Origin of the sequence: Chryseobacterium sp. CP-77, from assembly GCF_036362765.1 — a bacterium.
Lineage (GTDB): Bacteria > Bacteroidota > Bacteroidia > Flavobacteriales > Weeksellaceae > Chryseobacterium > Chryseobacterium cupriresistens.
This window is the reverse complement of sequence record NZ_CP143637.1, coordinates 3,769,244-3,790,790: the sequence shown is the minus strand read 5'-3', so window position 1 is coordinate 3,790,790 and position 21,547 is coordinate 3,769,244. Positions and strand designations below refer to the sequence as shown.

The following is a 21,547-nucleotide window of genomic DNA, read 5'->3' as shown; positions in this document are numbered from 1 at the left end:
TCTTTTAATTGATTTACAATGAACCCTATACAAGAGTATTTCTACAGAATCGAAGAACCTGAAAGAAGTACTCTTTTATTTTTACGTGACATGATATTAGCTTCAGATCCGGAAAATATTACAGAAACATTCAGTTTCGGACTTCCGTTTATCAAATACAAGAAGAAAATGTTGTGCTACTTCTATTACAGCAAAAAATATCAAAAGCATTATCTGAGTTTTTATCATGGTGACAGACTTGATTATCCTGAGCTGATCCGGGACGGCAGAAAGAAGTTTAAAATCCTTCTTATTGATACCGAAGAGGATATTCCCGTAGAATTGATATTGAACCTTGTACAGGAAGTTAAAAGACATATAAAATAAAAAACTCCGGCACGAATAATCGTGCCGGAGTCATCTTTAAAAACCTTTTATCATTGTGTGTTTATTCCGTTGAATTCTGCCTGCTTAATTGCCCAGGCAATCATATTGGCAAAGAGGATTGAATTCTGAACCTGCATTCCTCCTGTCGTATATCCGTTTCCTGCGTATCCGTAAGAAGACTTCTGAACCGGGAAATATCCTCCTGAACTTGGTGCTACAAAAGGCTCAATGGTATTACTTGGATACTGGTTTCCATTGGCATTTTCATTACTTAAAAAGCCACCGTCACCAAACCATATAAAGTTCAGGCTGGTATTTCTTAATCCTGAAATTCCTGTTCTGGTAGTTGTACTGTTGATAGGCTGCGCATAGCTGTAAGGAACAAATCCGCTTGTCAACCCTGAAATATTTACTGTGGTAGATGCATCTTCACCCCAGTTTTTCCCTCTTACATCTCCAAAAGGTCCGTTAAGGATGGGATCATCAGAATTGGTAAGAGCATACACGGAACCTGCACCGCCTCCATAAGATGCTGAAATGGTAGGATCTGAGAATATTCCTCTGAATAAATTCTGTGCAGTGCCCGTATCATCTGTCATCGCAATAACAACTCCTTTTTTATTAAGATAGGAAGCAATATAACCGGCATCTGTAGCATTAGGTGTATAGTTGTAGCCAATGACAACAATATCCGGTTTATTATTAAGAGCCGTCTGAAGAGCAGCTGATGAAGGTGAGTTCCCTAAAGAGGTATGCGTAAAGCCTTCATATTTAACAATACTGGAAGCGGTGGTACCAAAGTTTGTTGGAGAATCCATCAGACTTCTTGACGGACCGGTATAGGCGCTATACCCGTAAGCTGTTTCTAATCCGATATGGAGAACCGTTTTTTTAGGAATGACAACCACTACATTTACAGAACATGTTGTAGATACCCCACCCTGGCTGTCTGAAGTAATGGTAATTGTTTTCACCGATGTAGAAGTTGGAGTTCCTGTTCCGCTTAATGTAATATTCTGATTTCCCGTAGAAGTAAATGTGCCTGATCCGCTGAAAGAAATTCCGTCAACCGTATTGGTGGTAACGGTGTAACTTCCCAATGTTGAAACATTTACAGGTAAAGTAATTGTGTTGGAAGCAGTAAGAGCTGTTCCCACCTTGTATACTCCATTTACCGTTGCAGTTCCACAGCTCATGGTATAGGTACCTGCAGGACTCAGAACAGCAATCGAAATCGCAGGGGTACAAGTTACTTCAGTTCCGTTGGCTTCAAGAGCAACATTATCTGTCTGTATATTCTGAGGAGTTCCCTGTCCCGGAATCTGTATTGTTTGGGTTCCGGTGTTTAGAAATACTCCGGTTCCATAAAAATTATATCCGTTTGTGGTTGTTCCGGAAATGGTATAATTACCGGGTTTAGTCACATTCACGGCAATCTTCAGGTAATTGGAATTGGTAAGTTCTTTTCCTTTTACATAGCTTCCCATTGCTTTGGAAGTGGAACAGTCTATGGTAAAAACAGATTTACCCAGCTGTCCGCACACACTTTTCCATTCTTTATCCGCAAAGCTCCAGTAATTGAAACAGCCTTCTGTGGTGTTGTAAATCGTCAAGCCATCATCATTGGATTGATTGATTACAATTGCGTTTCGCTGCGCTTCTGTTAACCTTGGAATAAGTACTCCTTTGTTGTTATTTCCTGAAATAACATCCAAAACGGAATTAGAGTTCGGCGTTGTAGTATTAATCCCTACTGCACCATTATTGGTTTGAGAAAAAGATTTTCCAAAAACAAAGAGCATTGCTATGAGCAGGACTTTGATTGGAGGCATTGTAAATTTTGTTTCCATCATTGTATAAGTTATAATTGTTTGATAATAATAATCCGGACATTTAACTTCCACAAAATTATCAACCACAGACGGTTAGAAAATAATTCCCTGCTACGCAATACTACTCACGCGTAGTAAAACTCACAAAATATCAATAATTTATCCCGGTAAAAATTCAAATAAAAAGTTGAGCTTTTTAACAAAACCCAACCATACATTCAAATAGCTAAATCAAAATAACTTAAAAGCACCAATACTTCTTATTTATTATAAAAAATAAAATCATTTTGTTTAAAAAACGCAATATCAGTCATCATTTAAAAATACTTTTCCATTTTGCAATGGTATTTCGGCTTATCTTAAAATGATCACTCACCTGAAGATTGGTCAGCTCATTTCTTTTCTGATAACTGAGAATTTTCAGAATTGATTCCTTATCATAAGAACGCAGCCTCTGGTTTTTACGTTCCACTGTATATTCTGTTTCTCCAAAAACCAGTTGATTAAATTTCAGAATATCAAAAGCTGAATGCAATGTTTCCAGCTTAAGCCTGATGGCGGTATCTGATAATTTCTCGGGAAATTTTTCTTCAAGAATGTCGGTATAAATCTGCTTATAATCTGGCATCATCTTATATCTTTTTCATCCATTTATATAAAGTGGTCTTGGGTATTTTATACCTTTTAACCACATCATTGGCCGTCATTTTCCCTGTCTTTATTTTATCAAGAATAAAATCCTTAACCTCCTGCGTATAAATGCTTTTTCTGAAAACCAGGGTATTTTCCTTTTGAGTGAACACATTATCAATTCTCGCCTGGGGAGCATATAAAATGAGATGTCCGGTATAAAACCGGAAGAAATCGAATTTTAAAAGTTTACACCATTTCAGAAGAACATCAGTATCCATACTTTTTGCATGATACATACTCTCCACTTCATCTTCCGTACTGTTTAAAAACCGGGAAATTCTTTCTATTGAAATCTGATACTCTTCCACTTTGGATTGGATCAGGCTTCCAATATGAATGTTCTTAATATTCATCACAATGTTTTTAAGTAAAAATATTGACAAGAAAATCAAAAAACACCATCAGAACCTACTCAAGATTACGCATGAGTAACAAAAATCGGAATTCTGTTTAAATTTTAATCAAAAAGCTGTTGATATTGATCTCTGAGGAAATATTCAGTTTTTTCCGGATCCTATATTTTTTACTTTCTACAGCCCGGATACTGTTATTGGTACACTGTGCTATTTTTTTTGTATCAAAATCCAGCTTCATCAGTGCACAGAAATAGAGCTCAGAATGGATCAGGTTAGGATTTATTTGTAAAATATCCGGAATAAAATGAGGAAAAAATACCTGAAATTTTTCAAAAAACATGGGTGAATTGCTTTCCGCTAAATTCAGTATTTCCTGAATATTTTCCTCTGAAAGATGGTTAATCAGCATCTGGTGTTTCATCAATTCCGAATTCGTTTTGACCAGATCCTTGATGGTGGAATCCTTTTCCTTTTTATCGGAAATTAAGCCATGAATCAATGCGTCTTTCTGGGTAATAAATACGATATCCATTAAAAAGGAAGCAACGGAGAATAAAATATTCAGCAGTTTGATTGTTTTAAAATCTTCTTTTTCTATGAATCTGCTCTTTGGCAGGAAATCAAAATCAAAATACAGACATGCAATGAAATTGATACTGATGATGAATGTAATAAAAAAGATCGTAAGGGAGTCCTGTTTGTATTTCAAAAAGAACGGAACAGCAAACAGAAGACAAAAGTAAAAGTACTCTACACCAGCGTTTTTATAAGTATAAATATGAAAAAAACTTACTATAAATGTGAGTAAAACAAATATCCCGATAATGGAAGGTTTTAAAACCTTTCTGAACCGTTTGGTTTTTCCTTTGATGGCCATGAGCAGCAGCCAGAAGAAGGTAATAATGGTAAGAAATATGGAGATCAGCATATCCCCAAAAAAAGTAATAATAAAAATGGAGTAAAACAGGAATATGAAAAACAATAAAAGCAAATACCGGTTAATAAGATGAAGATAACTACTTTCAAAATCATCATCCATCTTCTCAGTTTCGTCGTTAATCATCTTAAAGAAAAACTTATAAATCATCTTGTTGTTTTTTTATGCTCTCACAAGCTTAAGTTGGCATTTGTACTCCTGAAAGTATAAATTTTCCAATATTAACAGCCTTTCATGCAAAACAGAAATCTACAAAACGAAATGTATCAGTCTTTTTCAGCATTAAAAAGGAGATGATTAAGGTGTTTTTCTAGCTACAATTTACTAAAATTCGATGTTAAAATTATCAAATGAAATACCATTTTTGATAATAAATTAACAATCATTTACCTCCGATCACTTAAAAGCATGAGCTTGTGTTTTTAAGCATGCAAAATTATTGATCCCAATGGAAAAATATAACTCTTCCAATACGCAATAATACTCATGCGTAATTAAACTCAAACAACAAAATATACCTTTATACCACAAATAAAAAAGAGAGCTTTAAAAGCTCTCTTTTGGTTTTTTATCTATGATAAGAATCTTAGTTTTCTTTCAGTTTGGCGATAACATCCTCACCTCCTTTTGTAATATCTCCGATCTTACAGATAATCTCTGTGTCTAAAGGAAGGAATACATCCATTCTTGAACCGAATTTTATAAATCCGAACTCATGCCCGGCTTTGGCTTTATCCCCTTCATTACAGTAGAATACAATTCTTCTTGCTACATATCCGGCAATCTGTCTGAAGACTACTTTATGATTGGTCATCGTCTGAACTGCTACCGTAGTTCTTTCGTTCTCTGTAGAAGATTTTTCATGCCATGCTACCAGATATTTTCCCGGGTGGTATTTTTTGTAAATCACTTCTCCTGAAACCGGATATCTGCAGATGTGAACATTCAGTGGAGACATAAAAATAGAAACCTGGATTGCTTTACCTTTTATAAATTCATCCTCTTCTACTTCTTTGATCATAACCACTTTTCCGTCCACCGGAGCGATCACATTTTCTCTGTGGTCAAGAATATTACGGTCCGGAACTCTGAAAAACCAGAATACTAAACTGTAAATAACCAACAAAGGCATAATGATCAGCAGGGACCATATTTCAAGGAAATAAATTGCTAAAGCGCCCAGAATGATAAAAAGTATGGTCGCAACGGTAATCGTTCCTTTTGATTCTCTATGTAATTTCATGAGATTAAATAAATTTTTCTAAAATAAAGTACAAATATACGACAGGAACGCAGATAATAAAACTATCCAGCCTGTCTAAAACTCCTCCATGCCCCGGAATGATGTTTCCACTGTCCTTTACACCGAAGTTTCTCTTCAATTGACTTTCTACCAGATCTCCTAATGGAGCAAAGGCCGCCACCAGAAATCCTACGATCATCCAGTTTCCTCTCAGCTCGGGCTGATAATGTTCGATAAAATAAGACAACACCAATGTTAAGACAACACCTCCGGCATAACCTTCCCATGTTTTTTTAGGCGAAATCTTAGGAGCCATTTTATGTTTTCCAAAGAATTTTCCTACCAGATAGGCAAAAGTATCACTACTCCAGATCAGGATAAACAGGAAAAGAACTTCCAGAGAGAAGTTTTCATTATAACTGGAGAACTTGGGCAGTCCCAAAGCAAAACTGAACGGGAGAGCCACATAAATAACGGTAAAAATTAGTTTCCCGCTGTCAAAGTATAATTCGTTGGGATATTTGAATAAGGTTACCACAGCTATTCCGATCAAGGCGAGTGCTAATATTTCACTAAGTCTGAAATCAAAAAAGAAATCGTGATTAAAATACCTTTTGGAAAACATGTAGAAAATAAAAATGACCAATGGATATACGACCCATTTTTCATAGCCGTTTCCAAACTTCATAATTTTAACACATTCCCAGGTTCCTACAATCAGCAGAAGGCTCATTAAACCGTGATACAGATACTGCTGTTTGGCAAGACCAGGTGCAATACTGTTCAGCAGCTGCGCTCCCAACGGAGTAGAACAAAGAATAATGATGGCTACATAAACGATACCTGATACGGTTCTTTGAATGAGATTTTTGTCCAAAATTTAAAATTTAGAAGTGGTTGCTTAATCTTCAAGCAGCAATAAAAACAGTTTTGTATTGGAATTGGAAGAACTGTCCATTTTCGATTGGCTTCCGCTGATGGAAGTAAGGTTCTTGATATTTCCGTTTCTTTTTATTTTCCCCATGGCATCATTCAGGTTGTTTACAATCTGAGAAACATTGGCAATGATGATAATTTTATCAGGAAGCCTTGAGGAATGATAATGCAGGATATTGTTATGCGAAAGCATGATTCTGCCGTCATAGGCAATGAGATATTCACACGTGATGAATGCGGCGTCATTAGACGGTTGTAGTTCTGACGTATATGAAGACTTCACAACGTTCAAAAAGTTCTGAAGTTCTTTATCCCAGCAGAAAAGGTTGTGAACACCTTCTATTTTAATAATTTGATTTAAAGTTTGTAGAGCTTCCGCTTCATCTGCACAATAATTAAAAAATCCTCCCGAATGCGTAAATAATTGCGCAAACTTATAGTCAAGATCCGCATTTTTCAGCGAATCCCCAAGTTTCTCCAGGCTCTGTTTGTCCTCTTCTTCAGGCTGGTTGGTAAGTTTGCTTACAATCCTCTTGAATAAATTCAACTTAATCTATTTTTAGTCAACTTTATACAAAAATAGAAAATAAATTACAATAGTGTCCAAAATATCTCCTTAAATATGAAAAAACCTGACAATTTTGCGATTGTCAGGTTTTTATTAATTCTATTTTTTAAGAATCTTAAAGCTGTGTCGGGCTTTCGGGAGCCTGTATTTCGCTTTCTTCTTCTTTCTCTTTGATCTGAGGTGTTTCCTCTACAATTGGCTGATCTTTTTCAGGAATAGTATTGGTTACAGGTTTCTCTGTCAATTCAGGATCCCATGCTCTTTTTCCGAAAATCTCTTCCAGGTCTTCACGGAAGATCACTTCTTTTTCAAGCAATTTACTTGCTAAAGCGTCAAGCTTATCTTTATTCTCGTCAAGAATTCTTACCGCTCTCTCATATTGATTTTCGATGATTGATTTGATCTCTGCATCAATTTTTGTGGCGGTTTCTTCAGAATAAGGCTTTCCGAAATTGTATTCAGACTGGCCTGAGCTGTCATAGTAAGAAATATTACCGATATTCGGGCTTAATCCGTAGATTGTAACCATTGCCTGAGCTCTCTTTGTTACGGTTTCCAGATCAGAAAGTGCTCCTGTAGAAATATTATTGAAGATCACCTGCTCTGCTGCTCTACCTCCCAATGTTGCACACATTTCGTCCAGCATCTGTTCAGTAGTGGTAAGCTGTCTTTCTTCAGGAAGGTACCACGCTGCTCCCAGTGAACGTCCTCTGGGAACGATCGTCACCTTTAAAAGTGGAGATGCGTGCTCTACCAGCCAAGAGATCGTAGCGTGCCCGGCTTCGTGGTAAGCCACTCTTCTTTTTTCAGAAGGTTTGATTGCTTTATTTTTCTTTTCAAGACCACCGATGATTCTGTCTACAGCATCAAGGAAATCCTGTTTTGTTACTGAAGTATGGTTGTTTCTTGCTGCGATAAGTGCTGCTTCATTACAAACGTTGGCAATATCTGCTCCACTGAATCCTGGAGTCTGTTTGGCAAGAAACTCTCTGTCTACATTATCATCAAGTTTGATCTTTTTCAGGTGAACATCAAAGATCTGTCTTCTTTCGTGAAGTTCCGGAAGGTCTACATAAATAGATCTGTCAAAACGTCCTGCTCTCATCAGAGCTTTATCAAGGATATCCGCTCTGTTGGTTGCTGCCATTACGATAACGTTGGTATCTGTTCCGAAACCATCCATTTCAGTAAGAAGCTGGTTCAAAGTATTTTCTCTTTCGTCGTTTCCACCGGAAAAATTATTTTTCCCTCTGGCACGTCCGATAGCATCAATCTCATCAATGAAGATAATGGCCGGAGATTTTGCTTTTGCCTGAGCAAAAAGATCTCTTACTCTGGAAGCTCCTACCCCAACAAACATTTCAACGAAATCGGAACCTGAAAGTGAGAAAAACGGAACTTTAGCTTCCCCTGCAACCGCTTTCGCCAACAAGGTTTTACCAGTTCCCGGAGGTCCTACTAAAAGAACTCCTTTAGGAATTTTACCTCCCAGTTTTGTATATTTTTCAGAGTTTTTCAAGAAATCCACTACTTCCTGAACTTCTTCTTTAGCACCTTCCAATCCTGCAACATCCTTGAATGTTACCTGAATTCTTTCTTTTTCGTCAAAAAGCTTTGCCTTAGATTTTCCGATAGAGAAAATTTGTCCACCAGGACCTCCGCCTCCACCCATCTTTCTGAAAAGAAGGAAGTAGAATAATCCAAGAATAGAAATCCAAACCAATGCAGGAACCAGGATGTCCATTAATGCACTCTTACCTGTACCGTAATCTTTAGTTGTTTTAATAACCGGATTACTGGCTTTGACCTGTTCAAATTTCTGAAGGAAAAGTTGAAGGTCTCCATATTTCACAGAAAAATCTGCTTTAGGAGCCATTTCGAAGGCAGAAAGAGGGTTGTTTTCTTTTCCGGCTTTGGAAACCATTGCCGATTTTGCTTCTTTTGTTAGGAAAACATCAGCTTTCTCTATGTCTTTGTATATAATTATATTCTGGACTTTGCCCGCCTGCATTTCTCTAAAGAAACCATCTTCATCAATAGATTTTGCTGCATCACCTCCAAGGAAATTGGAGCCAAAGAATAGCAAAAGAGCTACGATTGCAATAGGAAAGAACCAGTTGAATCCTTTATTATTCATTTAGACTTTTTAAAATTTTTATTATTCATTTTCAATTCTGGTAATGACTGCGTCACCCCAAAGTTCTTCTATGTCGTAGTACTCACGTACCTGTTTCTGGAATATATGAACCACCACTGAAACGTAATCCACCAAAACCCACATCGCATTTTCGGTACCTTCTACGTGCCAAGGTCTGTCCTGCAGTTCGTTTCTTACTTTCTTCTCTACACTTCCTGCCAATGCAGCCACCTGTGTATTTGAGTTTCCGCTACATATCACGAACGTCTCTGCTACGGAGTTTTCGATGTTTGAAAGATCGAAGATCATAATGTCTTCCCCTTTTACATCCTGGATAGCTTCAACGATTTTATCTATTAACGCTTGTTTTTCTGCTGTTTTATTCATTAAAAAAATACTATAATCTGCAAATTTATTGTTTTTTCTTTACTTTAACCTTACTTTTACCCTCTTAATCTCTTAAAGTTTTCTTAAATGAGCCAACTCTTTTACCTGAAAGAATGTTCTTCTACTAATGACGAAATATCAAAGTTTTTACTTTACGGAGATTCAAATTTTATAGGACTTCATACTTTTAATCAAACTAAAGGCCGTGGTCAGTATGGAAATATCTGGACTCAGACTGCCGGAAAAAATCTGGCTTATACGCTGGCAGTGAATACTCAGAACATCCTGTGCTCCGACTTTATGTTCAATTATTATACCGCAATGGTGATCCGGGATTTCCTTGCCATATTGTCTGACTCTGAGGTAAAAATCAAATGGCCGAATGATATCATCCTTAAAGGTAAAAAAATCGTTGGAATTTTAATAGAAAAGAAAAAAATTAATCAAAATAATTATTTCATCATCGGAGCTGGAATCAACATTCTGCAGGAAAATTTTGATGAAATATCCAATGCAGGATCACTTCTGACGCAGACAGGAATCCAATTTGATCTGGAAGAACTTGCCTTAAACCTTCATGAATATTTGTGTGAAAAGCTTAAAAACATACCTTCAGATCAGGAAATCCTGGATGGATTTAATAAAAACCTTTTCAGAAAAGATCAGATATCGGTCTTTGAAATTGAAAAAGCGCGACAAAATGGCATTATCCGGCGTGCAGACGAAAAGGGTGAACTCTGGATCGAACTGGAAGACGGAATGCATTCCTTTTATCACAAAGAAGTAAAATTACTTTACTGATTCGCTCTCTTGATATACAAATAAAGGGTAAGCGGTAAAAACACCATATTAGGCAGCCACATGGCTACAGCCGGAGACAAACTTTTATTTTCCGAAACCACTTTTAAGGCTTCGAATGAAAACACGAAAATGAAGGCTAGTGAGATCCCTATTGCAAGATTAACTCCTAATCCTCCTCTTTTCTTCTGTGATGACAGGGAAAGCGCCAGAAATGTCAGAATAATGATTGAAACAGGCATGGAAGTCCTCTGGTGAAGTTCATTCAGGTAAGAGTTCAGGTTGCTGTTTCCTCTTTCTTTTTCTCTTTCGATAAATTTCAAAAGTTCCGGAGTGGTTTTATTTTGTCCTAAGAGCTCGTTAGGGAAAAGTTCTTCCGGCGAATGCCCGTAATTTTTCCTTAATTCTATTCCGTTTCCGAGTTTTTCGGTATTGTCTTTATTGATTGTTTTTTCCAGATAGTTATTTAGAACAAACTGTTTTTTAGCTTTATCCCAATACACTTCACTTGCCTTCAGCTCATAAGTCATTTTTCTGTCTTTATCATATTTCTGATAGACAAAACTCGACCCTCTTTTTTCTCTTTTATTCCAGGAATCAACGAAGATATACTCCGTCTTACTCAGCTGTGAAGAAGCAGGTGCCGTTCCTAAAATCTTTTCTTTATTGGCTGCATTATACGTATACGCTTCCAATTCATTTTTCTTGATATTGGCCCACGGCAGCACCATATGATAGACTACAAGAGCAATCAACCCAATAAAAATGGAAGTAACCAGATAAGGCTTGGAAAATCTGTGAAAACTGGCTCCACTACTGATAATAGCAACAATTTCAGTATTATTTGCCATCCTGGAGGTAAAATAGATCACCGAAATAAATACCAGAATGGAAAGGAAAGTCACCACAAGATTGATGATCCAGAAAGGGTAAAAATGAATAAGAAAATAGGTCAGATCCAGTTTCGGATCAATGGCCTTGGCATTTTCTATCCTTGGAATCTTCTGCTGAACATCGATTACCAATACGACTATAGACAATAATACCAACATGAAACTGAAAGTTCCAAGGTATTTTTTAATGATATATCTGTCTACAATTTTAAGCATATTTTTTTACAGTCTTTGTCTGAGAACCGGTACTACAGAGTTTTTCCATTCGTAGAAATCACCTGCCATAATATGTTCTCTGGCTACTTTTACCAAATCGAGATAGAATGCAAGGTTATGAATCGAAGCAATCTGTTTTGCCAGATATTCTTTAGATACAAACAGGTGGCGAAGATACGCTTTTGAATATTCACGATCTACAAAACTGGTTCCAAATTCATCCAAAGGCGAAAAATCGCGTTTCCATTTTTCATTTTTAAGGTTCATCACCCCTTGCCATGTGAAAAGCATTGCATTTCTTGCATTTCTTGTAGGCATTACGCAATCCATCATATCAATTCCCAGCCCGATCGATTCAAGGATATTCCACGGAGTTCCTACTCCCATCAGGTATCTTGGTTTCTCTTTTGGAAGGATATCTGTCACTTCATCAGTGATTCTGTACATTTCTTCTTCAGGCTCTCCAACAGAAAGTCCTCCGATCGCGTTCCCTTCTGCCCCTGCTTCGGAAATCACTTCTGCAGAGATTTTTCTAAGATCAGAATAGGTAGATCCCTGAACAATCGGGAAAAGTCTTTGCTTATGTCCGTATAATTCAGGATTATCATTCGTCCAATCAATACATCTTTTCAGCCAGCGGTGGGTAAGCTCCATCGATGATTTTGCCTGGTTGTAATCACAAGGGTAAGGTGTACATTCATCAAAAGCCATGAAAATATCGGCTCCGATCTGTCTTTGAATTTCCATTGATCTTTCCGGAGAGAACATGTGGTAACTTCCGTCGATGTGAGATTTGAATCTCGCACCTTCTTCTGTCATCTTTCTGTTGCTTGCCAATGAAAATACCTGAAAACCTCCAGAATCAGTAAGGATAGGAAGATCCCAGTTCATGAATTTGTGTAAACCACCTGCATCCTGCATCGTTTCCATGCCCGGACGAAGGTAAAGGTGATAAGTATTTCCCAGAATAATCTGAGCTTTAATGTCTTCTTTTAATTCTCTCTGATGAACTGTTTTCACACTTGCTACAGTTCCCACAGGCATAAAAATAGGAGTTTGAATCTTCCCGTGATCTGTGGTAATTTCCCCTGCTCTTGCTTTTCCTTCAGAGGTTTTTTCTATATTAAAAAATTTCATCTCTATACTTGTTTATACACTGTTTTACCAGTGATTTTTTGTATCGCAGAAACTTCTGTGTCCATTTTACCTTACTACAGGCATTACAGCACCATTCTGTTTCAGCTTATCCTTTACATATTTATCTGCTTTGGGATCTTTTTTCAGCAATATTTCCTGTGCGTCATTAGCGATCCCGTCCATTTCTTCTTTAATTACATAGTATTTGAAACTGTTAACAAAATCATCAGGTGCGACCTTATGTGATTTCAAGACAGCTCTTGTCCCCGCTTCCATATTTTTGTCAGGATAGATAAAGATAGCCTGATCGTTGATCGCAAGATCGGCAATGATTTCTGCCATCAAACCTTTATCGACCAGATTTTTGGGCTTATCAATATAATCGCCGCACGAAAACAGGCCCAGCAAAACGAAAATAAAGATTAACTTTTTCATCAGTTTCATAATCTGTTGATGATTGATTTCCATTTTAAGTTCAATACTCCAAAAACTGCTTCATGGATAATTCCGCCGTTCATTTTACTTTCTCCTAAAATCCTGTTGGTAAATATAATAGGAACTTCTACAATTCTGAAACCTTTTTTAAAAGCTCTGAATTTCATTTCAATCTGGAATCCGTATCCTTTCAGTTTTACATTATCCAATCCTATTTCTTCCAGTACTTTTCTTGAAAAGCAGACAAATCCTGCTGTGGTATCATGAATAGGAAGGCCTAGTACAAACCGTACATATTTTGAGGCGAAGTAAGAAAGCAGTACTCTTCCCATGGGCCAGTTCACTACATTTACTCCCTTTGAATAACGGGATCCGATGGCCATATCTGCATTTCTGCAGGCTTCAAAAAGTTTCGGCAGATCGTTAGGATTGTGTGAAAAATCGGCATCCATCTCAAAAATATAATCATATTTATTTTCGATGGCCCATTTAAATCCATGAATATAAGCCTTTCCCAGTCCATCTTTCACATGTCTTACTGACAAGTGGAGATAATGCGGATATTTCTTCTGCAATTCTTTTACAACTTCTGCTGTTCCGTCGGGAGAAGAATCATCTACTACTAAGATATGAAAGTCATCCTCCAATGCAAAAACCGCGGAAATAATATTTTCAATATTTTCCTTTTCGTTATAGGTTGGGATGATGACGAGTTTTTTCATTTCAGTTTGCAAAGATAGTTTATTTAACCTTTTTATTTTATACAAAATAATCTATAATTTTGCAAAAATATTTCTCGGGGATTAAGCGGATGAAACAGATCCTTTTATTCAACAGATCTGAACAATACGTAAAATCGATGAGAGCAAATATTTTAACTGCAGATTCATGGATCCTGTGACAGGAAAATCTGTGCCGGGCTGTGTTATCTGAAGTTAAATAATAAATAAAAAAATTAAATTTTGCCATCATCACAACACTTCATCAATCACGTAAGAATACCTGAAAATAATGATTGGGTAATCTTTATCCTTGTGGGCTGTATATTTTTATACGTTTTTATGATGAACGTCATAGAAAGAGATGCCAGTCTCAGAGATTTTCTGCTTCAGAAATATTTTGATGCAAGCAACAACCTTCCCAGCTGGATCATCACCTCCTGTGTGACTACACTTACTCTGTCTGTATTAATTTCACAGTATGTTCCTGTAGTACCGAAATATATTGCGGATCTTCAGCTTTTGGGATATCAGCTTAATAAATTGGGTTATACTTTGCTGGCAGTGCTGTTTTTTTATTTAGTAAAATCAACATTAGGTTTTTTATTTTACCAAAGTATAGGGGATGGAAAAAAATGGACTATTTTTTATTTTACCTCCACAAAGTTCTATTTCATTCTTTCATTTTTGTTAATAATTCTTTGTGTAGCCCATTATTACTTCCCGATAGACAGAAATAAAATGTTTTTATATTATTTCTGCTTCTTCGCTTTTGTATTCATTTTCAAAGTCTTTTTCTATTTATTTCACAAGAACAAGATTCTTCCTGAAAAATGGTATTATAAATTTTTGTATATTTGCACCCTCCAAATCGCACCATTATTATTGCTTTGGAAGTTGTTATTTTTTTAATAAAAGTCAATGATGAGAATAAAGTCTATATTGGTTTCTCAACCAGCGCCTAGTGAGTCTTCTCCATATCTGGATATAGCGAAGAAGGAAAAAATAAAGATTGATTTCCGTCCATTTATCCACGTCGAAGGGGTTGACAATAAAGAGCTCAGAACACAGAAAATAGATCTGACGCAGTATACCGGTATTATTTTTACCAGTAAAAATGCGATTGACCATTACTTCAGATTAGCAGAGGAATTGCGTTTTGCCGTTCCGGATACGATGAGATACATCTGCCAGTCGGAAGCAATTGCCAACTATCTTCAAAAGCATATCGTGTACAGAAAAAGAAAAATCAGCTTTGGGGAGAAGAACTTCTCAGACCTGCTTCCTCTTTTCAAAAAATTCCCGACTGAAAAATATCTGCTGCCATCTTCAGATGTTTTGAGCCCGGATATTGTAAAAACCATGGATGCATCTAATGTAGACTGGACAAGAGCAATTATGTACCGTACCGTATGCAGCGACCTTACGGATATCAATGTCAAAGATTATGACATGCTGATTTTCTTCAGCCCGCAGGGAATCAAATCACTGCAACAAAATTTTCCTGACTTCAAGCAGGATGAAACAAAGATCGGAGTTTTCGGAAACACGACTTTGGCAGCTGCGGAAGAAGCAGGATTAAAAGTAGATTTAATGGCACCAACGAAGGAAACTCCTTCTATGACAATGGCCCTTGAAAAGTATATTAAAGCACTTCACAAATAGTCTTTAATTATAAAAATACAGTGAACCATCTTTTCAATAAAGGAAAGATGGTTTTTTTTTACCTAAATTTGAACAAAAATTAATATTGAAAGGATTTCTGGTTAAATTACTTACTTTCAGAAGAAAAAGTATAAGAACATTCTATGCAATAAAAAAATAAAAATACCCCGGATGAAAGCTCCACAGGCAAAAAAAATTGAAAAAATATTAGAAAAACACGGCGATAGAAGAACTGATAATTACTTTTGGCTGAATGAAAGGGAAAACCCTGAAGTGATCCAATACATTGAGGAGGAAAATGCCTACGAAGAATTCATCATGAAAGATACGGAAGCTCTTCAGGAAGAGCTTTTCGAAGAGATGAAAGCCCGCTACAAAAAGGACGATGAGTCTCTGCCTTATTTCTTTAATGAGTACTGGTATATTGTGCGTTATGAAGAGGGCAAAGAATATCCTATCTTCTGCAGAAAGTACAAAAGCCTTGAGAATGATGAGGAAATTGTACTTGACGTTAATATTCTGGCAGACGGCAAAGAGTTTTTTGAAGTAGGAAGTGTAGCAGTAAGCCCCAATAACGAACTGGCTTCTTTTTCTTCAGATGATGTAGGAAGAAGAATTTATACGCTTAATTTTAAAAATTTAAAGACAGGAGAAATTTTGCCGGATACGATCCCTAATACTACAGGGAAAGCCGTTTGGGCGAATGATAACCAGCATATTTTTTACATCAGAAAAGACAAAAGCCTTCGTGCATTTCAGGTATACAGGCACAAGCTGGGAACAGATTCAGCGGAAGATGTTCTGATTTTCCATGAAGAAGATGAGACTTTTGATGTCAATGTATTTAAGACAAAATCATTAGAGTATATTTTCATTGCAAGCTCAAGCACTATTTCGGATGAACATCGTTTTATTCCTTCAGACAATGTATTTGCAGAATGGACGGTGATCCAGCCAAGGATAGATGATCTTGAATATTCAGTAGAGCATTATGAAGACGAATTTTATATCATTACCAATGCGGATGATGCGATCAATTTCAAGATTGTAAAGGCAAAGATTGATAACTGCAGCATGGAAAACTGGGTTGATGTGATTCCGCACCGTGCAGAAGTTTTACTGGAAGGTTTTGAGATCTTTAAAGATTATCTGGTTCTTGAGGAAAGAGAAAGAGGATTGCTTCAGATCAAAATCATTGACGAGAAAACACAGGAGTCTTACTACTTACCTTTCTCCGATCCTACTTATACAGCTTATATCGGGATCAATCTGGAATTTGATACGGAAATTTTACGCTATGGATATACTTCCCTTACACAGCCTAGTTCCACGTATGAGTACAACATGAAGGAAAAGACGACAAAACTTCTGAAACAACAGGAAGTTTTGGGTGGAAAGTTTGCTCCTGAAAATTATATTTCGGAGAGAATCTGGGCAGATTCAAGAGATGGAAAGACAAAAGTTCCTATTTCCCTGGTTTATCATAAAGACACTAAGAAATCACCTGACACTCCGCTTCTTTTATATGGATATGGAAGCTACGGACATACTGTTGATGCCAGCTTTTCCAATGTAAGATTGTCTTTGCTGGATAGAGGATTTATTTATGCTATTGCTCACATCCGTGGTGGAGAATATCTGGGAAGAGAATGGTATGAAGACGGGAAGATGCTGTTTAAGAAAAATACATTTTTTGATTTTATTGATGCCGGAAAATACCTGATCAGGGAAAATTATACTTCATCAAAACACATGTATGCGATGGGAGGAAGTGCCGGCGGATTGCTGGTAGGCGCTGTGGTAAATTATGAACCTCAGTTATTCAACGGAATTGTGGCACAGGTACCTTTTGTAGATGTTGTTACAACCATGCTGGATGATACGATTCCTTTGACAACCGGAGAATATGATGAGTGGGGAAATCCTAATGATAAGGAATACTATCATTACATGAAAGACTACTCTCCTTATGATAATGTAGAAGCGAAAGATTATCCTCATATGCTGATCACTACAGGATTCCATGATTCTCAGGTACAATACTGGGAGCCTGCAAAATGGACCGCCAAATTAAGAGAATTAAAAACGGACAATAATATTTTAATCTTCAAAACTGATATGAGCTCCGGACATGGAGGGGCAAGCGGAAGATTTGAATCTCTGAAAGAAGATGCACTGGAGTATGCGTTTCTTTTAAAGATAAATGATAATTGATAAAAGATAATTGATATGAGTATGGACAACAACTACAACCAGATGTTTGCACAAAAGACTAAATCTTTAACCATTGCAATCATTAATGAGTTGTCTGATATTTCATATTCTGATAAAATATCAAATATAAGGAAACAAGTTTTCAGATCTGTTTCATCCACAGCAAGCAACTATAGAGCAATGTGCAGAGCCAGATCTACCAAAGAAAAATATTCCAAAATATGCATTGTTGTAGAAGAAGCTGACGAAACTTTATTCTGACTGGAGTTAATAGATGAACTCCATATACTAAAAAAAGAAAATTTAGATATTCTTATTAACGAAGCCAGTGAAATTTTGAAAGTAACCTCTGCTTATAAAAAGAAATTAGGTGAAGAATTAAAACGTTAACAAGATCAATTATTAATCATCATTTATCAATTATATGAACGAAGCTGAATACTGGAAAAAAATAGAACAATTCTTTGAAGACAATTTCCAGACAGAGAAGAACCCGCCCATTGAAACCCTTTTATTTCTGATAGGGTTGCAGGAACTGGGAAGCGGCCAGCAAAAATATACGAAAGAAGACAAGGTAAACCTGATTCATATTGCAGTCTGCAGATTGCTTGAGCCTTTTGGATATTATAAATTTACCCACTATGAAGACGGATGGCCCCACTTTGAAACTGTGGAAGAACTTCCGGAACTCAAGCCTAATGAGCAGACTTTGCTTATGAAAAAGGCGATTATACAGTACTTTCAGGAAGAAGAGCTTTTGTAAAAGCAGGAAGCGTGAAGATGGAAGCAGGAAGTTAATCCCTGGCGATAAATAAAAAGAGGGTTTTCCAATGGAAAATCCTCTTTTTTATAAATAAGTGCTTTTTACATTTTCAAAATCATCCAATCAATTCTTCCAATTGATTCAGTCCTATTTTAAAGCCTTCTTCAAATCCCATATCCATAAGCTTTTTCATCACTTCAGGAGAATGGTAATGGATATTGATGGTTACTTTAGTTCCTTCCTCCACTCCGGTAAAGCCAATCAGCCATTTTGACCTTGGGAAGTCTTCATTGATATTGCCTTTTTCATCACAGAAAGCACTCATCCAGTCAAGACTTCTATGTTCTGTAATTTCTCCATATTGAGTTTGAGCATACATAGGTCCTTTTTCACCGTTTGGACCTACCATTGTGTACATCCAGATGCCTCCTTCCTTGAAATCCTGACTTACCGTTTCACATTTCCACGGTTTAGGTCCCCACCATTGATCCAATAATCTTGCTTGTGTAAAATAGTTCCATACGGTTGTAACATCAGCCTTAAAAATCTTCATAACATAAGCACTTGATGCATCAAAATCTTTGTTGAAAATGATCGTAGATTCCATATATATTTATTTTTATTAAAGTTAGCATTTTATTTATTGAAAGGACTTTTCATATGACAAGTAAAAGATAATTCATAAATAATTGTTAAAAAACACTCTTTTAAGAAAAAAAAAACAATTTTTTGGCTCGTTTTTTGTTTATGTACTCTTAAAAAAATTAATTTTAACATTCATTTTTCCAAAACATATATATTTTAAATAATGAATAACAAATTCATCCCAATAATTTCAGTGTTTATGACGATCTCACTGATTGTCTTTGTAACGCTCCAATTTTATTGGTTGAAAGGCTATTATGGCGTACTGGAACAGGATTTTTCAAATAAAGTGTATGCGGTTTTGGAAAGTACTTCAAAAAGTATTGAAGAGATTGAAGCTGACAAATACCTGAATCAGGATTATAAAGATTTCAGAAAAAACATTCTTGCGAACAGCAAACAGCCGTCTTTAACTACCATTCAGCAGGTAGAAGACTCCGGTACTCAAAGACAGATTATTTATTCCAAAAATATTATTGAAAAAACGCAGCTGCCTATTTCTCAAAAAGGAGATTCTATTAAGCTGACGACTTTGTATACAGATGAAGCTGCTTACAAAATAAAAAGAGATACCACCAATCGCGAACTTTTAACGCAAGATATCAATCAGGAGATTGAAACGGGAGATTATTCCATGAAAGAGTTTGTGAAAGTATATGGAAACAACCTTCCTATTACTAAAAGAGTAGACCCGAAAACCCTTGACTCCGTTATTGCCAAAGAACTGAAAATAAGAGGTATCACTGCCAAGTTCGGATATGGAGTTCTGGATCGTAATAATAAGCTTACAAGCATTGCCAATAAGGCTTATAAAGAAAAGAAAGATAGTAATACCTACAGCTTTCCTCTGTTTGCCGATAAGAAAAATACATTATACAGCCTTGCCCTGGTATTTCCTAAAAAAGAATATTCCCTGGCGATGAATAACTGGCCGATGCTTTTGGGAACATTCCTTTCTCTCCTTACCATTCTTGGGATTTATATTATTTCCATCAATTATATGATGAGGCAGAAAAAACTTGCTGAAGTAAAAACAGACTTCATCAACAACATGTCTCACGAGTTTAAGACGCCATTGGCAACCATTTCTGTTGCAACGGATTCATTGGCTAATGATAAAATTGCCACCAATCCGGATAAAGTAAAATACTATTCCGAACTGATCAAGCAGGAGAATTTAAGAATGAAAAAGCAGGTGGAAAATGTACTTAACATGTCCAAGCTTGAACGAAATGAAGTGGAATTATTTTTAAAAGAGACCAACGTAAGAGAGCTGATCAAAAAAACGACAGAATCTTTCAACCTGATTGTACAACAAAGGAATGGAACCCTTACGCAGAAGTTCACGGCCACTCAGTATAATTTTAAAATAGATGAATTCCACATCTCCAATATGCTGGTCAACTTACTGGATAATGCCAATAAATATTCTCCTGAAGCACCGGAAATACATGTGGAAACAAGAAATGAAGGACACTGGTATGTGATTGAAATTTCCGATAAAGGAATGGGAATGGATACACAGAATAAAACCAAAATTTTCGAAAAATTCTTCAGGGAAGAAACCGGAAATATTCACAACGTAAAAGGCCAGGGACTGGGACTTTCTTATGTTAAGAAAATTGTAGAACTGCACAAAGGACAGATTATTGTAGACTCTCATAAAGGAAAAGGAAGTACGTTTACGATAAAACTGCCGATGAGCTAGAAAAATAAATGATAGATGATAAGCGATAAATGATACCGATCTATTTCACATCAGTTATCAATAATCATCATCAATTATAAAGTTAAACCAAATATCAAAATATAGAAGATAGAGTGAGGAAGTTCATTCTTAATTGTTAATTTTTAATTATTAAAATTATGAGCAACAGAATATTATTAGTAGAGGACGATCAGAGTTTCGGGGCGGTGCTTAAAGATTATTTGACCATCAATAATTTTGAAGTGACTCTTGCCACTGACGGGGAGCAGGGACTTAAAGAATTTACAGAAAATGAATTCGATATCTGCATATTTGACGTAATGATGCCTAAAAAAGACGGATTTTCATTAGCGGAAGACGTAAAAAAGATTGATAAAAATACACCTATCATTTTCCTTACTGCAAGAAACATGAGAGAAGATATCCTGAAGGGATATCAGTTAGGTGCTGATGATTATATTACAAAACCTTTTGATACTGAGCTACTTTTATACAAAATAAAAGCAATTCTTCAGAGAAGTTCTACCTTGGAAAATGAGGAACAGGAGCAGTTCAAAATCAGTAATATTTTCTTTGACTCTATGCTGAGACAGCTGAAAGTAGGTGATAAAGAATATAAACTTTCTCCTAAAGAAAACGAATTATTAAAACTTCTTTGCATCCACAGAAACGATTTCATGCCGAGAGATCTTGCTTTAAGAAAGATCTGGAAAAAAGAAAATTATTTTACAGCAAGAAGTATGGACGTTTATATTGCCAAGCTTCGTAAGTTATTAAAAGACGACGAAGGATTGGAAATCATCAACGTTCACGGGGAAGGATTTAGACTTTTGGTAAAAAATTAATCCAAAAATCAAATTATAAGTATAAAATTAGCAAAACAATTGAAAATGTTTTGC

Annotated in this window: 23 protein-coding genes; 9 read left to right on the top strand and 14 right to left on the bottom strand. The window is 36.3% G+C overall.

What is annotated here, in order from left to right:
- Positions 1-18 precede the first annotated feature (18 nt).
- On the top strand, positions 19-366 hold the full coding sequence (locus tag V0410_RS16900) for a DUF1801 domain-containing protein (protein ID WP_330744974.1): 348 nt from the start codon (positions 19-21) through the stop codon (positions 364-366).
- A gap of 50 nt (positions 367-416) precedes the next feature.
- Here the strand turns inward: V0410_RS16900 and V0410_RS16895 are convergent, their stop codons facing one another.
- From V0410_RS16895 to rsfS, 9 genes are all read right to left on the bottom strand, one after another.
- Positions 417-2,219, bottom strand: a complete 1,803-nt coding sequence (locus tag V0410_RS16895) for a hypothetical protein (RefSeq protein WP_330744973.1) — start codon at positions 2,217-2,219, stop codon at positions 417-419.
- A 292-nt stretch (positions 2,220-2,511) separates the two neighbouring features.
- Complete coding sequence (locus V0410_RS16890; protein ID WP_330744972.1) at positions 2,512-2,829, bottom strand: helix-turn-helix domain-containing protein; 318 nt, start codon at positions 2,827-2,829, stop codon at positions 2,512-2,514.
- A gap of 1 nt (position 2,830) precedes the next feature.
- Positions 2,831-3,244, bottom strand: a complete 414-nt coding sequence (locus V0410_RS16885) for a transposase (protein ID WP_330744971.1) — start codon at positions 3,242-3,244, stop codon at positions 2,831-2,833.
- A 97-nt stretch (positions 3,245-3,341) separates the two neighbouring features.
- Complete coding sequence (locus V0410_RS16880; protein ID WP_330744970.1) at positions 3,342-4,334, bottom strand: helix-turn-helix transcriptional regulator; 993 nt, start codon at positions 4,332-4,334, stop codon at positions 3,342-3,344.
- Positions 4,335-4,770: 436 nt separating this feature from the next.
- Complete coding sequence (locus V0410_RS16875) at positions 4,771-5,427, bottom strand: phosphatidylserine decarboxylase family protein (protein ID WP_110008381.1); 657 nt, start codon at positions 5,425-5,427, stop codon at positions 4,771-4,773.
- A 4-nt stretch (positions 5,428-5,431) separates the two neighbouring features.
- Positions 5,432-6,304: a phosphatidate cytidylyltransferase gene (locus tag V0410_RS16870; protein WP_110008380.1), complete on the bottom strand. Its 873-nt coding sequence runs from the start codon at positions 6,302-6,304 to the stop codon at positions 5,432-5,434.
- Positions 6,305-6,328: 24 nt separating this feature from the next.
- Positions 6,329-6,910: an LUD domain-containing protein gene (locus V0410_RS16865; protein WP_110008379.1), complete on the bottom strand. Its 582-nt coding sequence runs from the start codon at positions 6,908-6,910 to the stop codon at positions 6,329-6,331.
- A 136-nt stretch (positions 6,911-7,046) separates the two neighbouring features.
- Entirely contained in the window at positions 7,047-9,068 is a 2,022-nt protein-coding gene (gene ftsH / locus V0410_RS16860; RefSeq protein ID WP_330744969.1) for an ATP-dependent zinc metalloprotease FtsH, read from the bottom strand.
- Positions 9,069-9,089: 21 nt separating this feature from the next.
- Positions 9,090-9,455, bottom strand: a complete 366-nt coding sequence (gene rsfS, locus V0410_RS16855) for a ribosome silencing factor (protein ID WP_047097448.1) — start codon at positions 9,453-9,455, stop codon at positions 9,090-9,092.
- 87 nt (positions 9,456-9,542) lie between these two features.
- Here rsfS and V0410_RS16850 point away from each other — a divergent pair, with 87 nt between their 5' ends.
- Complete coding sequence (locus V0410_RS16850) at positions 9,543-10,256, top strand: biotin--[acetyl-CoA-carboxylase] ligase (RefSeq protein ID WP_110008377.1); 714 nt, start codon at positions 9,543-9,545, stop codon at positions 10,254-10,256.
- On the opposite strand, the gene V0410_RS16845 is transcribed toward V0410_RS16850, so the two are convergent.
- The 4 genes from V0410_RS16845 to V0410_RS16830 all read right to left on the bottom strand — a co-directional run bounded on the left by V0410_RS16845 (position 10,250) and on the right by V0410_RS16830 (position 13,656).
- The gene (locus tag V0410_RS16845) at positions 10,250-11,362 is read right to left on the bottom strand and encodes an LptF/LptG family permease (protein WP_034691587.1); all 1,113 of its coding nucleotides are present in this window, start codon (positions 11,360-11,362) and stop codon (positions 10,250-10,252) included. The two genes, V0410_RS16850 and V0410_RS16845, sit on opposite strands and share 7 nt — an antisense overlap.
- A gap of 6 nt (positions 11,363-11,368) precedes the next feature.
- Positions 11,369-12,499, bottom strand: a complete 1,131-nt coding sequence (tgt, locus tag V0410_RS16840) for a tRNA guanosine(34) transglycosylase Tgt (RefSeq protein WP_047427159.1) — start codon at positions 12,497-12,499, stop codon at positions 11,369-11,371.
- A 66-nt stretch (positions 12,500-12,565) separates the two neighbouring features.
- Positions 12,566-12,934 carry a DUF4296 domain-containing protein gene (locus V0410_RS16835; RefSeq protein WP_330744968.1) on the bottom strand — a complete coding sequence of 123 codons (369 nt, stop codon included), beginning with the start codon at positions 12,932-12,934 and terminating at the stop codon, positions 12,566-12,568.
- A gap of 5 nt (positions 12,935-12,939) precedes the next feature.
- Positions 12,940-13,656 (bottom strand): polyprenol monophosphomannose synthase, encoded by a 717-nt coding sequence (locus V0410_RS16830; protein WP_227941131.1) that lies wholly within the window; start codon positions 13,654-13,656, stop codon positions 12,940-12,942.
- 240 nt (positions 13,657-13,896) lie between these two features.
- Here V0410_RS16830 and V0410_RS16825 point away from each other — a divergent pair, with 240 nt between their 5' ends.
- From V0410_RS16825 to V0410_RS16805, 5 genes are all read left to right on the top strand, one after another.
- Positions 13,897-14,565, top strand: a complete 669-nt coding sequence (locus V0410_RS16825; protein WP_330744967.1) for a DUF4271 domain-containing protein — start codon at positions 13,897-13,899, stop codon at positions 14,563-14,565.
- Between the two features lie 12 nt (positions 14,566-14,577).
- Positions 14,578-15,318 carry a uroporphyrinogen-III synthase gene (locus tag V0410_RS16820; RefSeq protein ID WP_034691594.1) on the top strand — a complete coding sequence of 247 codons (741 nt, stop codon included), beginning with the start codon at positions 14,578-14,580 and terminating at the stop codon, positions 15,316-15,318.
- A gap of 171 nt (positions 15,319-15,489) precedes the next feature.
- A complete protein-coding gene (locus V0410_RS16815) occupies positions 15,490-17,532 on the top strand; it encodes a S9 family peptidase (RefSeq protein WP_330744966.1) in 2,043 nt (680 codons plus the stop codon).
- A 15-nt stretch (positions 17,533-17,547) separates the two neighbouring features.
- Positions 17,548-17,793 carry a four helix bundle protein gene (locus V0410_RS16810; RefSeq protein ID WP_330744965.1) on the top strand — a complete coding sequence of 82 codons (246 nt, stop codon included), beginning with the start codon at positions 17,548-17,550 and terminating at the stop codon, positions 17,791-17,793.
- 163 nt (positions 17,794-17,956) lie between these two features.
- Positions 17,957-18,295, top strand: coding sequence for a hypothetical protein (locus V0410_RS16805; protein ID WP_120232485.1), 339 nt, complete (start codon positions 17,957-17,959; stop codon positions 18,293-18,295).
- Positions 18,296-18,410: 115 nt separating this feature from the next.
- On the opposite strand, the gene V0410_RS16800 is transcribed toward V0410_RS16805, so the two are convergent.
- Positions 18,411-18,902: an SRPBCC family protein gene (locus tag V0410_RS16800; protein WP_330744964.1), complete on the bottom strand. Its 492-nt coding sequence runs from the start codon at positions 18,900-18,902 to the stop codon at positions 18,411-18,413.
- A gap of 201 nt (positions 18,903-19,103) precedes the next feature.
- Between V0410_RS16800 and V0410_RS16795 the strand changes: the two genes are divergently transcribed.
- Positions 19,104-20,648: a sensor histidine kinase gene (locus tag V0410_RS16795; protein ID WP_062673264.1), complete on the top strand. Its 1,545-nt coding sequence runs from the start codon at positions 19,104-19,106 to the stop codon at positions 20,646-20,648.
- Between the two features lie 158 nt (positions 20,649-20,806).
- Positions 20,807-21,493: a response regulator transcription factor gene (locus tag V0410_RS16790; RefSeq protein WP_002982671.1), complete on the top strand. Its 687-nt coding sequence runs from the start codon at positions 20,807-20,809 to the stop codon at positions 21,491-21,493.
- The last annotated feature ends 54 nt before the right edge of the window (positions 21,494-21,547 follow it).